This is a genomic window from Citrobacter freundii complex sp. 2024EL-00216, from assembly GCF_043945515.1.
GTDB lineage: Bacteria > Pseudomonadota > Gammaproteobacteria > Enterobacterales > Enterobacteriaceae > Citrobacter > Citrobacter portucalensis.
The window spans coordinates 215838-229065 of record NZ_JBIMRA010000002.1; the positions used below are offsets into that span (position 1 = coordinate 215838).

Sequence of the window (13228 nt, forward strand, 5' to 3'; positions counted from 1 at the left end):
TATGAAAAAATTACGCAGCAAAATGACGACCGAAGAACTGGCGGAATGTCTCGGGGTTGCCAAACAAACCGTCAATCGTTGGATCAGAGAACAAAACTGGACCACTGAAAAGTTTCCCGGCGTTAAAGGGGGTCGTGCAAGACTGATCCATATCGACTCCAGTGTCCGTACGTTTCTGCTCAATATTCCGGCTTTTCGCAAAGTCCCTGAAATTTATCAGGCTGAGGAACCGCTGGCAGAATACACCCACGTGGTGCGTAGCCACGCCTGTCGCCAGATAATTAGCGCACTGGACAACATGTCCCCAACGGAACAAGAAAAGCTGGCAATGTATATTTCGCGCGAAGGTATTCGCACTTTCCTTACCCGTCTGGGTATTGATGAGTCTGAATAACAGGCAAAAAAAACGGCAGGATGCGCTCCTGCCGTTGTTTCATCGCTCAACCACTCTTACTGCAGGCTTTCACGCTCAGCAATAAACGCCAGCGCTTTATTAATACGCTCAATGCTGCGGGATTTACCAATCGCATGCACCGTTACGTCTAACGCCGGAGACTGACCCGCGCCGGTTACGGCTACGCGCAGCGGCATCCCAACTTTACCCATACCCACTTCCAGCTCATCAGCGGTTGCCTGAATCGCGTGGTGCACGTTTTCTGCCGTCCACTCGCTGATAGCAGCCAGCTTATCGCGAACCACTTCCAGCGGCTGACGCGCTACCGGACGCAGGTGTTTCTTAGCTGCATCCGCGTCGAACTCAGCAAAGTCTTCGTAGAAGTAGCGGCAGCTCTGCGCCATCTCTTTCAGCGTTTTGCAGCGCTCACCCAGCAGTTTAACCAGCTCAGACAGCTGCGGGCCGACGCGAGTATCGATATTTTCCTGCTCAATGTGCCATTGCAGATGCGTTGCCACATATTCAGGTGCCAGCGAATTAATGTAGTGATGGTTCAGCCACTGCAGTTTTTCGGTGTTGAACGCACTGGCAGACTTGCTCACCGCACCAAGGGAGAACAGTTTGATCATCTCTTCACGGGTGAAGATTTCCTGATCGCCGCTGGACCAGCCCAGACGCACCAGATAGTTCAGCAGCGCTTCCGGCAGGTAACCGTCGTCGCGATACTGCATAACGCTGACCGCACCGTGACGTTTAGAGAGTTTTTTACCGTCGTCGCCGTTGATCATCGACACGTGTGCATAAACCGGCACCGGCGCATTCAGCGCTTTCAGGATGTTAATCTGACGCGGAGTGTTGTTGATATGGTCTTCACCACGAATAACGTGAGTGATTTCCATATCCCAGTCGTCGACCACAACACAGAAGTTGTAGGTCGGGGAACCGTCAGTACGGCGGATGATCAGATCGTCCAGCTCCTGGTTGCTGAATTCGATCGGCCCACGGATCTGGTCGTCAAAAATAACGGATCCATCCTGCGGGTTGGCAAAACGCACCACGCAGGGTTCATCAGCAGCATGATGTTCATGGCCGTGGCGGCAGCGACCGTCGTAACGCGGCTTCTCACCGTTTGCCATCTGCTCTTCGCGCAGTGCGTCCAGACGCTCTTTGGAGCAGTAGCATTTATACGCGGTACCGGCTTCCAGCATCTCATCAATCACGGCATTGTAGCGATCAAAACGTTTGGTCTGGAAGTACGGGCCTTCATCCCATTCCAGATTCAGCCAGTTCATGCCATCCATAATGGCTTCAATAGCTTCCGGAGTGGAGCGTTCGAGATCGGTGTCTTCAATACGCAGCACAAACTCACCATCATGGTTACGTGCAAAAAGCCAGGAATATAGAGCAGTACGCGCACCACCGACGTGCAGGTAACCTGTCGGGCTTGGCGCGAAGCGAGTTTTGATTTTCATGAAATGGCCTTACGTTTATAAAGATGCCGACAACCGGCAAATCCTGGAAAGATTATCAGGCTCGTATTCTATCACTGTGGTCTGATTCCTCAATGTTGTTCAGGTTGGAACATCACGCTTTGCCATTTTCGTATACAAATCATGCCGCATGGATTGATTTGCGATCGTTTTGTTTAAATTTACGACGAACGAACAAATTCTTTAGAAAATGCGTTGACTCATTTTCAACTCTCCCTATAATGCGACTCCACACAGCGGGGGTGATTAGCTCAGCTGGGAGAGCACCTCCCTTACAAGGAGGGGGTCGGCGGTTCGAACCCGTCATCACCCACCAACTACTTTATGTAGTCTCCGCCGTGTAGAGTAAGAAATTGAGAAGTGGGTGATTAGCTCAGCTGGGAGAGCACCTCCCTTACAAGGAGGGGGTCGGCGGTTCGATCCCGTCATCACCCACCACTTTCTCGCCAGCTGGATTTCTTACAATAAAATTGAAGTACCGAAGTGGGTGATTAGCTCAGCTGGGAGAGCACCTCCCTTACAAGGAGGGGGTCGGCGGTTCGATCCCGTCATCACCCACCACTTCGGGTCGTTAGCTCAGTTGGTAGAGCAGTTGACTTTTAATCAATTGGTCGCAGGTTCGAATCCTGCACGACCCACCAATGTAAAAAGGCGCCCTAAAGGCGCCTTTTTGCTATCTGCGATTTATAAGATTCGAACCTGCATCGCCTGATGCGCTACGCTTATCAGGCCTACAGACAATACCGCACACGTAGGCTGGATAAGACGTCAGCCGCCATCCGGCACAGACAACACTACACACGTAGGCCGGATAAGACGTCAGTCGCCATCCGGCACAGACAATACCGCACGCGTAGGCCGGATAAGACGTCAGTCGCCACCCGGCACAGACAACACTACACGCGCAGGCCGGATAAGACGTCAGTCGCCATCCGGCGCAGACAACACAACACGCGTAGGCCGGATAAGACGTCAGCCGCCATCCGGCACAGACAACACAACACGCGTAGGCCGGATAAGACGTCAGTCGCCATCCGGCACAGACAACACAACACGCGTAGGCCGGATAAGACGTCAGTCGCCATCCGGCACAGACATCACATCGTCAATGCCGCTACCAGTTTCTCCAGCGCGGGTGTCGCCTGCAGTTGGTCATACACAATATACAAATCCGCCGGAATACGTTCCTCTAACGGTCGAAATACCACGCCAGGCCAATTCATCTGCGCATAGCTGTCAGCAATTAACGTAATACCAATCCCCATGCTGATCATCGCCAGCACCGTTTGCGGCTCCCTCACCTCACGAATAATCATCGGGGAAAATCCAGCACTCAGGCAAACTCGCTGCAAAAATGCCCAGTCAGTATGAATGGAAGGCATTGTGACAAAATATTCATTTCTCAACGCCTCCAGCGGTATGGACTCACAGGCAGTAAGAGGATGTTCTTCCGGCATGGCAACCAGAAAAGAGGACTCATGCAAACGCAAACTGGTAAACCCGGGAGAAAGCTCCGTAGCCATCCGCCAAATTCCCGCATCCAGTTCACGCCGTTCCAGCATCGTCATCTGCATCGCGGGCATGTTCTCGCGAAACAGCACCTCAACATTGGGATTATCCTTCATAAAACGCCGCATCACCGGACGCATTTTTCCCCACATCGCTGTACCGATAACGCCAAGCTCAATTCGCCCTGCCTCACCACGACCAATTTGCTCCACTCTCGCCAGCGCCTGATTAGCACTGGATAACAGTCGGCGCGACTCTTCCATCAATATCTTTCCCACGTGAGTTAACGCCACGCTGCGGGAATGACGGATAAATAGCAAAGTGCCGAGCTGTTGCTCCAGCTCTTTAATATGGGTACTGAGCGGCGGTTGCGACATATTCAGGCGAGCAGCAGCACGTCCAAAATGCAGTTCTTCTGCGACAGCAAGAAAATAACGCAGTAACTTCAGATCGATGCGGTGCGTGCGTTCCATGGATAATGCGCTCCTGAAATAAGGATAATGCGCAAAGTTACCACATTGCCTCGCAGAAAATGAAACGGCGGGTATCAGAACCCGCCGCCAATGGAGTATTAATGTGCCGGTGATTTCTGTGCCAGTCGTTCAGGCTCATGCCTGTATTTAAAGAACAATGCAAAGATAACCGCCAGAGCCAGCGCATACGCGGCAAACACCAGCCAGATAGTTTGCCAATCCTTGACGCCATCGACAGAAAAATAGTCCACCGCCATACCACTCAGAATTGATCCCACCCACGCGCCAACGCCGTTTACCATCGTCATAAACAGCCCCTGCGCGCTGGCGCGAATGTTAGAGCTAACCTCCTGCTCGACAAATACCGATCCCGAGATATTGAAGAAATCAAACGCACAGCCGTAGACGATCATCGACATCAGCAGCAGCACAAAACCAAACGGCGACGGATCACCAAAGGCAAAGAAGCCAAAGCGCAGCGTCCATGCCAGCATGCTCATCAGCATCACCGTTTTAATGCCAAAGCGTTTAAGGAAGTACGGAATAGTGAGAATAAAGCCCACCTCCGCCATCTGTGAAACGGAAAGCAATATGGAGGGGTACTTCACCACAAAGCTGTCGGCAAATTCCGGGTTACGGGCAAAATCATGCAGGAACGGATTGCCAAAGACGTTGGTGATTTGCAACACCGCCCCCAGCATCATCGCAAACAAAAAGAAGATTGCCATCTGCGGTTTTTTAAACAGAACAAAGGCGTCCAGACCGAGCTTGCTGGCAAGCGTGGTGTTTGCTTTCTTCTCAGCAACCGGGATTTTCGGCAACGTAAGTGCATACAGAGCCAGCAGCAGCGATGCGCCTGAAGCGATATACAACTGCGCGCTGCTCAGTTCCAGTCCCATCAAACTGACTGTCCACATCGCCACAATAAAACCTATGGTGCCAAACACACGAATTGGCGGGAACGCGGTGACCGGATCCTGACCTGATTGCGCCAGGCACGAGTATGAGACGCTATTCGATAACGCAATCGTCGGCATATACGCCATTGCGTTAACCAGCATCACCCAAAACATGGTCTGCGGATCGGTAACGGTTGTGGCATATAGCAACACGCCCGCACACACCAGATGACAAAGCATATAGGCGCGCTCGGCGCGTAGCCATTTATCGGCAATGATGCCCATAATGCCCGGCATGATAATCGCCGCCAGCCCTTTCGAACTGTAAATCATACCGACGTTCGCACCGGTAAAATCCAGGGTATTAATCATGTAGGAACCCAGGGTTACCAACCAGCTTCCCCAGATGAAATATTGCAAAAACGACATGAGCTTTAAGCGAGATGCGATACCCATTTTTCCGTTCCTTGCCATAAAGTAAGACCCCGCAAGCGGGGTCATTTTTTAGTTATTCAGGCCAGTTTGCGCAAGAATCCGCAGATCAAATTGATGAAATTCTGCCGGGAGAGTTCCGCTGCAGCCAGCGTCTGCGCGTGAGATAATTTAACATCACCCAGACCTTCCGCCAGGTTGGTGATGGCCGCCACCGCAACCACTTTCAAACCGCAGAGGCGCGCAGAGATAACTTCAGGCACCACCGACATCCCCACCACGTCGCCACCGATAATTTGCATCATGCGGATTTCTGCCGCGGTTTCAAAGTTCGGCCCCGGATAAGAGACAAAAACCCCTTCACTCAGCGGGAATCCTTCCTCAGCGGCAACAGTTTGCAGGATCGCACGGTAGTCAGCATCATAGGCATTCGCCAGTGAAAAGAATCGCTCGCCAAAACGCTCATCGTTTGGCCCTACCATCGGCGTACCCGGCATCGTATTGATGTGATCGCTAAGCGCAACGAGGCTACCCGGTCCGACTTCGGGACGCAAAGAGCCTGCAGCATTGGTGCAAAACAGCAGCTCACAGCCCAGCAGCTTCAGCGTACGAATAGCATCCGTCATCACCGTCATACCGCGACCTTCATAGAAATGTCCACGTCCTTTCATACAGGCCACCGGAATTCCCGCCAGATTTCCCAACACCAGTTCACCAGCATGACCGTGTACGGTACTCACCGGGAACCCTGGTAGTTTCTCGTAAGAGATGGCAACCGCATCCTCAATTTGATCCGCCAGCGCCCCCAGGCCTGAGCCGAGGATAAAGGCTACGCGCGGCGTAAAATCCGGTTTGTAACCACGAATGATATCAGCGCTATACCAGGGATTTTGCGAGAAAAGAGAGTGGCTCATGAGATGTCCTTAATACTGAGTAATCGAAATAACGTAGCGTACCGCATTGTTATAGCGAGACTACGCAATCGATTACCAATACCGTTTATCCCGATAACCGATAGTAAATCGGTATAGATGGCATGTGCTAAATCGGCCTGAACTCACATTTTTTTTCTGCCAGAAATGGCAAGGAGTACCAACACATCAGGAATTCGTCAGACGAATGGGCTGACAAAGCCCGCCTTGCAAATGACTGACAAACATTTGTTGATTATTAATAAGCGAAAGCAGGTACAACAACGCACTTTCGCTAATCAATAATTAAAACGGGGGAAACAGCTGTTTACTTCTTATAGAGTTCGCTGGTCACTACAGCCTGAGAACCATTGCCTATAGAAGAGAAGTTCTTAATAACAAAGAAATCAGCACCTTCTTTATCTGCCATTTTCGAAATTTTGTGCATACATTGATTCACCGTATTTTCCGTTACGGTGATTGACTTGACATGCTTTAAACTATTGGCTTCTTGTTGCGAGATTTCTGTAGCAGCAAAGGCAGACAGACTGAGAAAACACAAAGAAGCGGCCAATGATGTGACTAATGTCTTTTTCATAACTATCCTCATAACTTACATATTAATATTTGAGCGTCAAGATATACTCTTCACATAATATTGCAAACAAAAACCCTTCTATTTATAAAATAGACGAATCGACAAACATTGAAGAGTAATGAACATCATATGTATTATTCAATAGGTTTATTATAGCGGGTTAAATATTTGCATAATAAACGCAGAAAAATAACACTAAATATCCACGAGGCATTTAGTGTTATTTGCAATTAATTACCGGCCACTTCGTTAAGAAGGGTTGTCAGGATGCTAACTGGAGCAACAATATTATGTGCAACACCATAGTCAAACTCCAGAACAGTACTTGCATCCTGATAATCTATATGGGTATCACCATTGTCATCCTGCCAAATAACCACCCGTAGGGGTAACTCTATTGCCGCATGAGGATTTGCTTGCATGGCAGGAGTACCACCCTTTGGGTTACCAAACAGAAATAACATCGTCGGTCGCAGAGCAAGACCTGCTTCCGTTGCCGCTTGCTGTTGATCAACCTGCACAAAAATACGAATATTTTTAGCATTCAATACGCTGACGAGTCTGTTTACAGTATCATCAAAATTGAACTTACTAGGCAGCGTTTTTGTCCGCTCCGGCTTTCTCATCTGTCGTTCCTTTATTTATAGAATATTCATGAAAATACCCGCCAGCGAATGACGGGTATTGATAAATGCTAGCACAGTTATTTAGGCGTCACTTCGACAGAGCCCCAGCTGATACCATTTGGGTTGTTGTCTACCGGGAGCGTGTTCACTACCTTACGCTCATTAATGTCAATCATCGAAACAGAGTTTGCAAATGAGTTAGTTACGTAAGCATACTTGCCATTTTTATCGACAACCACGCCATGGGCCCCATCGCCAGTGGTGATGGTTTTCGCTACCGTAAGGCTTGCGATATCAATCATGTTTATTGTGTTACCCGGCTTGCTCTTCGAGCCCTGATTGGTTACCAGCATGCTTTTACCATCCGGAGTGCCAAACAGCTGGATTGGTACGGTACCAACATTAATTTTCTTCACAACTTTACGCGTTGCTGTATCAATCACCGCTACAGCATCTTCACCAGACAGGGAAACAAACACCCGTTTTCCGTCCGGTGAGAAACCTACCTGGGCTGGCATTTTACCTAATGGGATCTGCGCGACTTCTTTATTACTGGCTGTATCGACAACGGATACCGAGCCCCCTTTCATATTCGCGATATAAACTTCTTTACCGTCAGGACTCACTCTGAGGCCATGAGGGAATTTACCTACATTAATTGTCGTTAAATTTTTCAAATGTTCTGCATCAATCACGCTGATAGTGTTATCTGCACTATTTGAGATATACGCCATTTTCCCATCAGGGGTGACGACAACATGCGCAGGGTGTGCGCCAACCGGAAGTTTTGCAATAACCGTATCATTTTCGGCATTAATAACCCAAACTTCGCCATGTTCCTTTTTGCCTGCATGAGAATCTTTGCCCATATCCATTTTCTCAGAATGGGCATCTTTACTCATATTCATATGTTCAGAGCCTGATGAATGTGTCCCGTTAGCACCAAGGTTGGTTACCCAAACTGTTTTATTGTCTGGTGACACCTGAACGTTATGCGGCATTTTACCAACATGTACTTTATCTACAGTCTTTAAAGACGCAGCATCAAGTACATTAACTGAATCTGCACCTTCATTTGCCACATACACTCTGTCTGCTGCAAACGTATAACCAGACCATGCCAGCATACTAATTTGCATTGCAATTAAAATTTTATTTTTTCTTATCATCGCCGCCAATACCCCATTAGTTAAATATATTTACCGGATTAGTTTCAGCAACCAGCTATTGTAGGATTATTTAACATGTCACTAATATTACTCCATCGGGATCGTGTTAATTCTACCTATAACGAGTTACTGTATAAATTGCTTAGTCATTTCATTAATCAATCGCTATACATCATTGTATTAGATACTGCTATCCGTACTTGCGTATAAAGAGTATCAACCTTCCAGCAAGTGGAAGGTCAAGAAAAAAATAATAATTTAAAATAGCCTTACAAATCCGCAAGCTAAGCAATTGCCTAAGAATATCGCAGGAGAATTTATAAATATAAAGAGGTAGTCCGGTGCCGGGTAAAAATATAAAAGTTAACGATCAGTTCATCGATACTGAAAGCCAAACTTAACGACATGACAAACACCAGCCATATCGTTAAAGCTGGTACAAAGGATCCCGTGCCCGACCGGCGGTTAATTCACTGGCCTGCATCCGTACTACGTCCCACAGCGCCTGGGCCGCAGTCGATAAAGAACGATTTTTACGTCGTGCCAGCATCAATTGTCGTTCCACAACCGGCGTCAGGCGTTTAACCTGCAAATGGCTGCCCTGTGGCAGAGGAAGCGCCAGCGCAGGCAGCACGCTGATACCAATCCCCGCCTCAACCATCGGGAAAAGCGTGGCAGGGTGACCTATCTCCTGAACGATATTGGCCTCAATGGAAAAGTGAGCCAGCGCCGCATCGATCAACGGTCGACTGCCGGAAGCGTAATCCTGTAATACCAGGCGCTCATGATATAAATCCTGCCAATTTACCCATTCGCGTTGGGCTAGCGGATGATCCCCTCGACACAACAGCAGGAACGGTTCGGATAACACCGCTTCACACTGCAGATCGGTCACAGCACCTGGATCTATCACAATGCCAAAATCTACCTCGCCCTGACGAATACTCTCCAGCACCCACTGTTGCGGCCTGTCGTGCAGCACAAAATCGATTGCTGGATAAAGCTGATTACTCTGGGCAATACACTGTGGAATAAGGTGAGCAGATATTGTCTGGCTGGCGGCAACGCGCACCGTTCCGGTTAACTGCGTTCCCACCTGGCCTGCTTCACGCAGCGTGCTGTGCAGTTCATCCAGAATACGTTCCAGCCGCGCCGCCAACTGGTGCCCTGCTTCTGTCAGCACCACTTCCCGCGTTGTTCTATCTAACAACCGCACACCCGTCTGCCCTTCCAGCTCTTTAACGCTGTGGCTGACCGCAGACTGGCTTAAGCCAATGATATCCCCCGCCCGGCTAAAGCTTTTGGCCTGAGCGACGGTAACAAAAATACGGAGCTGACGCAGAGAGTAATTCATCTATTCGATTCATATATGGATGCAATAAATCAATTTTATTTCTCAAACAGAAAAACGCAAAATGTTCCTACCGAATTTCAGGAGCTTTTATGAAACTTTTTCGTATCCTTGATCCGTTCACGATAACGTTGATTACGGTCGTTTTACTGGCGTCCTTTTTCCCGGCCGAGGGTGGCTTTGTACCTTTCTTTGAAGGCTTAACCACCGCCGCCATTGCCCTACTGTTTTTTATGCACGGGGCGAAGCTTTCGCGTGAAGCTATTATTGCCGGCGGTAGTCACTGGCGTTTACATCTGTGGGTGATGTGCAGCACGTTTGTTATTTTCCCGGTGCTGGGCGTTCTGTTCGCCTGGTGGGCACCGGTAAATGTTGACCCGATGCTGTACACCGGTTTCCTGTACCTGTGTATTTTGCCGGCCACGGTGCAGTCGGCAATCGCTTTTACGTCGCTGGCGGGGGGTAACGTTGCTGCCGCCGTGTGTTCCGCTTCGGCCTCCAGCCTGCTGGGTATTTTTCTCTCGCCGTTGCTGGTCGGCCTGGTAATGAATATGCACGGCGCAGAAGGCAGTCTGGAGCAGGTGGGGAAAATCATGCTGCAGTTGCTGCTGCCGTTCGTACTGGGACATCTTTCACGTCCGTGGATTGGTAACTGGGTGTCCCGACATAAAAAATGGATCGCCAAAACGGACCAATCCTCCATCTTGCTGGTGGTGTACTCCGCCTTCAGTGAAGCCGTGGTTAACGGGATCTGGCACAAAGTGGGGATTGGCTCACTGCTGTTTATCGTGGTGGTCAGCATCGTATTGCTGGCAATCGTGATTGGCATCAACGTCTTTGTTGCGCGGAAATGCGGCTTCAACAAAGCCGATGAGATCACCATTGTCTTTTGCGGATCGAAAAAGAGCCTGGCGAATGGGATCCCAATGGCAAATATTCTGTTCCCGACGTCAGTGATAGGAATGATGGTGCTGCCGTTGATGATCTTCCATCAAATTCAGTTGATGGTGTGTGCCGTGCTGGCACGTCGCTACAAGCAACAAACGGACGCATTGCAGGCGCAGCAGAAAAGCCGCGCCGCAAAGGCTTAGAGCGGGCGCTTCAGGGGCTGCACCAGTTGCGTCAGCCCTTCAGTTTTAATCAGCAGCGTGATTTGCATCAGCTCGCCGAGCTTGCCCGGCGGGAATTCATCTTTACGGGCAAACCACAGCAGATACTCTTCTGGTACATCAATCAGCCGACGCCCTTTATATTTGCCAAAGGGCATCACGGTATTGGCGATTTCAACCAACTGCTCTTTTTCCATCTCAGGCACCCAGTAAGCGGATCATTTCAGCTTCATCGATCACGGCAATACCCAGTTCCTGCGCTTTTGCCAGCTTCGAACCCGCCGCTTCACCGGCAATCACCAGGTCGGTTTTCTTCGATACGCTGCCGGCCACTTTTGCACCCAACTCGGTCAGTCGCGCTTTGGCGTCATCGCGTGACATCAGGCTCAGGCTCCCGGTCAGCACTACCGTTTTACCCGCGAAGGGGCTGTCGATTTCTTCAGCGTTGATGACCACCGGTGCTGGCCAGTGAATCCCCTGCGCCAGCAGTTGGACGATCACCTCGCGGTTACTCTCTTCAGCAAAGAAATTAAACACGTGGGTCGCTACCACAATGCCGACATCCGGCACTTTTTGCAGCTCTTCAATAGAGGCCGCTTCCAGCGCCTCAAGGGTGCCAAAATGCGCCGCCAGACCAGCCGCCGTAGCTTCGCCGACCTCGCGAATACCCAGCGCGTAGAGGAAACGGGCAAACGTTGTTTCTTTCGCTTTTTCCAGCGCATTCACCACGTTTTGTGCCGATTTCGGCCCCATACGATCAAGACCGGTCAGCTTACCTGCGGTCAGTGTGAAGAGATCCGCTGGTGTGTGGACATACTCCTTCTCGACCAGTTGATCGATAATTTTGTCGCCCATGCCGTCAACGTCCAGCGCACGGCGGGAAACGAAGTGTTTCAGCGATTCCTTACGCTGCGCTCCGCAGATTAAACCACCAGTACAGCGAGTAACCGCTTCGCCTTCCACACGCTCAACGTCTGAGTTGCATACCGGACAGTGTGTGGGAAACTCAATTTCACGCGTATCGTCCGGGCGCTCGGAAAGCACGACATTCACTACCTGCGGGATGACATCGCCCGCACGGCGAATGACGACTTTATCGCCAATACGCAAACCAAGACGCTCAATTTCATCCGCATTGTGCAAGGTGGCGTTACTGACCAACACCCCGGCAACCTGAACTGGCTCAAGGCGGGCGACAGGCGTAATCGCCCCGGTACGTCCAACCTGAAACTCAACATCACGTACGAAGGTCATCTGCTCTTGCGCCGGGAACTTAAAGGCCACCGCCCAGCGCGGCGCGCGGGCGACAAAACCCAGTTGTTCCTGCAACACCATAGAGTTGACTTTGATCACCACACCGTCGATATCGAATCCCAGCGTCGGTCGGTCTTCTTCAACCTTGTGATAGTAAGCAAGTACTTCCTCCGGAGAGTCGCAAAGCGTAACTCTGTCGCTCACCGGCAATCCCCACTCTTTAAATTGCAGCAGACGGCCCAGGTGGGTATCAGGCAGCACACCACCTTCCAGCACACCAACGCCATAGCAGAAGAAAGTAAGCGGTCGCTTCGCTGTGATACGCGGATCGAGCTGGCGCAATGACCCGGCCGCTGCGTTACGCGGGTTAGCAAACACTTTGTTGCCAGTGCGGCGGGCCTCTTCGTTAATTTTTTCAAATCCGGCCTGCGGCAGGAACACTTCACCGCGCACTTCCAGACGCGTCGGAATGTTATCGCCACGCAGTTTTAACGGGATCGCACGGATGGTGCGCACGTTCGAGGTAATATCCTCACCCGTAGTACCATCACCACGCGTTGCGGCACTGACCAGCACACCGTTTTCATACAGGATACTGACCGCCAGCCCGTCCAGCTTCAGTTCGCAGCACCAGGTTAGTTTATCCGTACTCTTCAGTCTGTCCTGCACGCGCTTGTTGAAGGCGAGAAAACTCTCTTCATCAAACACGTTATCCAGCGACAGCATTGGCACTTCATGGCGAATCTGGCTGAACGCTGCTAACGGGGCGGCGCCAACACGTTGGGTTGGCGAGTCGGGGGTGATAAGTTCCGGATGCTGCGCTTCCAGCTCGCGCAGTTCACGCATCAGGCGATCGTATTCCGCATCGGGAATTTCCGGCGCATCCATCACATGGTAGAGATACTCATGATGGCGAAGCGTGGTTCGCAGTTCTGTCAGTTGTTGTTCGATTGATTCCATATCGCACCATCAATGATAAAAAACCCCCGACAGGCGGGGGTTTAGCAAGGATA

General features: G+C 50.4%; 12 protein-coding genes and 4 tRNA genes. 6 read left to right on the forward strand and 10 right to left on the reverse strand.

All coding sequences use genetic code 11. From position 1 onward, the window contains the following. The first annotated feature begins 1 nt into the window (after window position 1). Window positions 2–394, forward strand: a complete 393-nt coding sequence (locus tag ACHHZ7_RS03455) for a YfeC-like transcriptional regulator (protein ID WP_003834896.1) — start codon at window positions 2–4, stop codon at window positions 392–394. 56 nt (window positions 395–450) lie between these two features. Here ACHHZ7_RS03455 and gltX read toward each other — a convergent pair whose 3' ends face one another. After that, complete coding sequence (gltX, locus tag ACHHZ7_RS03460) at window positions 451–1866, reverse strand: glutamate--tRNA ligase (protein ID WP_060683469.1); 1416 nt, start codon at window positions 1864–1866, stop codon at window positions 451–453. Between the two features lie 258 nt (window positions 1867–2124). On the opposite strand from gltX, the gene ACHHZ7_RS03465 reads away from it, so the two are divergent. The 4 genes from ACHHZ7_RS03465 (at window position 2125) to ACHHZ7_RS03480 (ending at window position 2525) form a co-directional block, all read left to right on the forward strand. After that, window positions 2125–2200: transfer RNA gene (locus tag ACHHZ7_RS03465), tRNA-Val, on the forward strand. Between the two features lie 46 nt (window positions 2201–2246). Then, window positions 2247–2322: transfer RNA gene (locus tag ACHHZ7_RS03470), tRNA-Val, on the forward strand. A gap of 47 nt (window positions 2323–2369) precedes the next feature. Continuing rightward, a tRNA-Val gene (locus tag ACHHZ7_RS03475) sits at window positions 2370–2445 on the forward strand. Between the two features lie 4 nt (window positions 2446–2449). Next, a tRNA-Lys gene (locus ACHHZ7_RS03480) sits at window positions 2450–2525 on the forward strand. A 456-nt stretch (window positions 2526–2981) separates the two neighbouring features. On the opposite strand, the gene ACHHZ7_RS03485 is transcribed toward ACHHZ7_RS03480, so the two are convergent. The 7 genes from ACHHZ7_RS03485 to ACHHZ7_RS03515 all read right to left on the reverse strand — a co-directional run bounded on the left by ACHHZ7_RS03485 (window position 2982) and on the right by ACHHZ7_RS03515 (window position 9855). After that, on the reverse strand, window positions 2982–3866 hold the full coding sequence (locus ACHHZ7_RS03485) for a LysR family transcriptional regulator (protein ID WP_060683468.1): 885 nt from the start codon (window positions 3864–3866) through the stop codon (window positions 2982–2984). Between the two features lie 98 nt (window positions 3867–3964). After that, the gene (locus ACHHZ7_RS03490; RefSeq protein WP_048215824.1) at window positions 3965–5221 is read right to left on the reverse strand and encodes a nucleoside permease; all 1257 of its coding nucleotides are present in this window, start codon (window positions 5219–5221) and stop codon (window positions 3965–3967) included. 56 nt (window positions 5222–5277) lie between these two features. Then, window positions 5278–6111: a xanthosine phosphorylase gene (xapA, locus tag ACHHZ7_RS03495; protein WP_060683467.1), complete on the reverse strand. Its 834-nt coding sequence runs from the start codon at window positions 6109–6111 to the stop codon at window positions 5278–5280. A 325-nt stretch (window positions 6112–6436) separates the two neighbouring features. Then, window positions 6437–6706 carry a YdgH/BhsA/McbA-like domain containing protein gene (locus tag ACHHZ7_RS03500; protein WP_008785396.1) on the reverse strand — a complete coding sequence of 90 codons (270 nt, stop codon included), beginning with the start codon at window positions 6704–6706 and terminating at the stop codon, window positions 6437–6439. A 230-nt stretch (window positions 6707–6936) separates the two neighbouring features. Then, entirely contained in the window at window positions 6937–7332 is a 396-nt protein-coding gene (locus tag ACHHZ7_RS03505; protein WP_032944134.1) for a DUF302 domain-containing protein, read from the reverse strand. A 77-nt stretch (window positions 7333–7409) separates the two neighbouring features. Then, on the reverse strand, window positions 7410–8501 hold the full coding sequence (locus ACHHZ7_RS03510; RefSeq protein ID WP_060683466.1) for a beta-propeller fold lactonase family protein: 1092 nt from the start codon (window positions 8499–8501) through the stop codon (window positions 7410–7412). 427 nt (window positions 8502–8928) lie between these two features. Continuing rightward, window positions 8929–9855: a LysR family transcriptional regulator gene (locus ACHHZ7_RS03515; RefSeq protein ID WP_032944140.1), complete on the reverse strand. Its 927-nt coding sequence runs from the start codon at window positions 9853–9855 to the stop codon at window positions 8929–8931. 89 nt (window positions 9856–9944) lie between these two features. On the opposite strand from ACHHZ7_RS03515, the gene ACHHZ7_RS03520 reads away from it, so the two are divergent. Continuing rightward, complete coding sequence (locus tag ACHHZ7_RS03520) at window positions 9945–10943, forward strand: bile acid:sodium symporter family protein (RefSeq protein WP_060683465.1); 999 nt, start codon at window positions 9945–9947, stop codon at window positions 10941–10943. On the opposite strand, the gene ACHHZ7_RS03525 is transcribed toward ACHHZ7_RS03520, so the two are convergent. Next, window positions 10940–11158, reverse strand: a complete 219-nt coding sequence (locus tag ACHHZ7_RS03525; protein ID WP_003038102.1) for a DUF3820 family protein — start codon at window positions 11156–11158, stop codon at window positions 10940–10942. The two genes, ACHHZ7_RS03520 and ACHHZ7_RS03525, sit on opposite strands and share 4 nt — an antisense overlap. A 1-nt stretch (window position 11159) precedes the next feature. Continuing rightward, the gene (ligA, locus tag ACHHZ7_RS03530; protein WP_060683464.1) at window positions 11160–13175 is read right to left on the reverse strand and encodes an NAD-dependent DNA ligase LigA; all 2016 of its coding nucleotides are present in this window, start codon (window positions 13173–13175) and stop codon (window positions 11160–11162) included. Between the last annotated feature and the right edge of the window lie 53 nt (window positions 13176–13228).

Bases quoted from the DNA above. Each gene is read 5' to 3' on its own strand.
- ACHHZ7_RS03455 (WP_003834896.1), top strand. From the start codon at position 2: ATGAAAAAATTACGCAGCAAAATGACGACCGAAGAACTGGCGGAATGT.
- gltX (WP_060683469.1), bottom strand. From the start codon at position 1,866: ATGAAAATCAAAACTCGCTTCGCGCCAAGCCCGACAGGTTACCTGCAC.
- ACHHZ7_RS03485 (WP_060683468.1), bottom strand. From the start codon at position 3,866: ATGGAACGCACGCACCGCATCGATCTGAAGTTACTGCGTTATTTTCTT.
- ACHHZ7_RS03490 (WP_048215824.1), bottom strand. From the start codon at position 5,221: ATGGGTATCGCATCTCGCTTAAAGCTCATGTCGTTTTTGCAATATTTC.
- xapA (WP_060683467.1), bottom strand. From the start codon at position 6,111: ATGAGCCACTCTCTTTTCTCGCAAAATCCCTGGTATAGCGCTGATATC.
- ACHHZ7_RS03500 (WP_008785396.1), bottom strand. From the start codon at position 6,706: ATGAAAAAGACATTAGTCACATCATTGGCCGCTTCTTTGTGTTTTCTC.
- ACHHZ7_RS03505 (WP_032944134.1), bottom strand. From the start codon at position 7,332: ATGAGAAAGCCGGAGCGGACAAAAACGCTGCCTAGTAAGTTCAATTTT.
- ACHHZ7_RS03510 (WP_060683466.1), bottom strand. From the start codon at position 8,501: ATGATAAGAAAAAATAAAATTTTAATTGCAATGCAAATTAGTATGCTG.
- ACHHZ7_RS03515 (WP_032944140.1), bottom strand. From the start codon at position 9,855: ATGAATTACTCTCTGCGTCAGCTCCGTATTTTTGTTACCGTCGCTCAG.
- ACHHZ7_RS03520 (WP_060683465.1), top strand. From the start codon at position 9,945: ATGAAACTTTTTCGTATCCTTGATCCGTTCACGATAACGTTGATTACG.
- ACHHZ7_RS03525 (WP_003038102.1), bottom strand. From the start codon at position 11,158: ATGGAAAAAGAGCAGTTGGTTGAAATCGCCAATACCGTGATGCCCTTT.
- ligA (WP_060683464.1), bottom strand. From the start codon at position 13,175: ATGGAATCAATCGAACAACAACTGACAGAACTGCGAACCACGCTTCGC.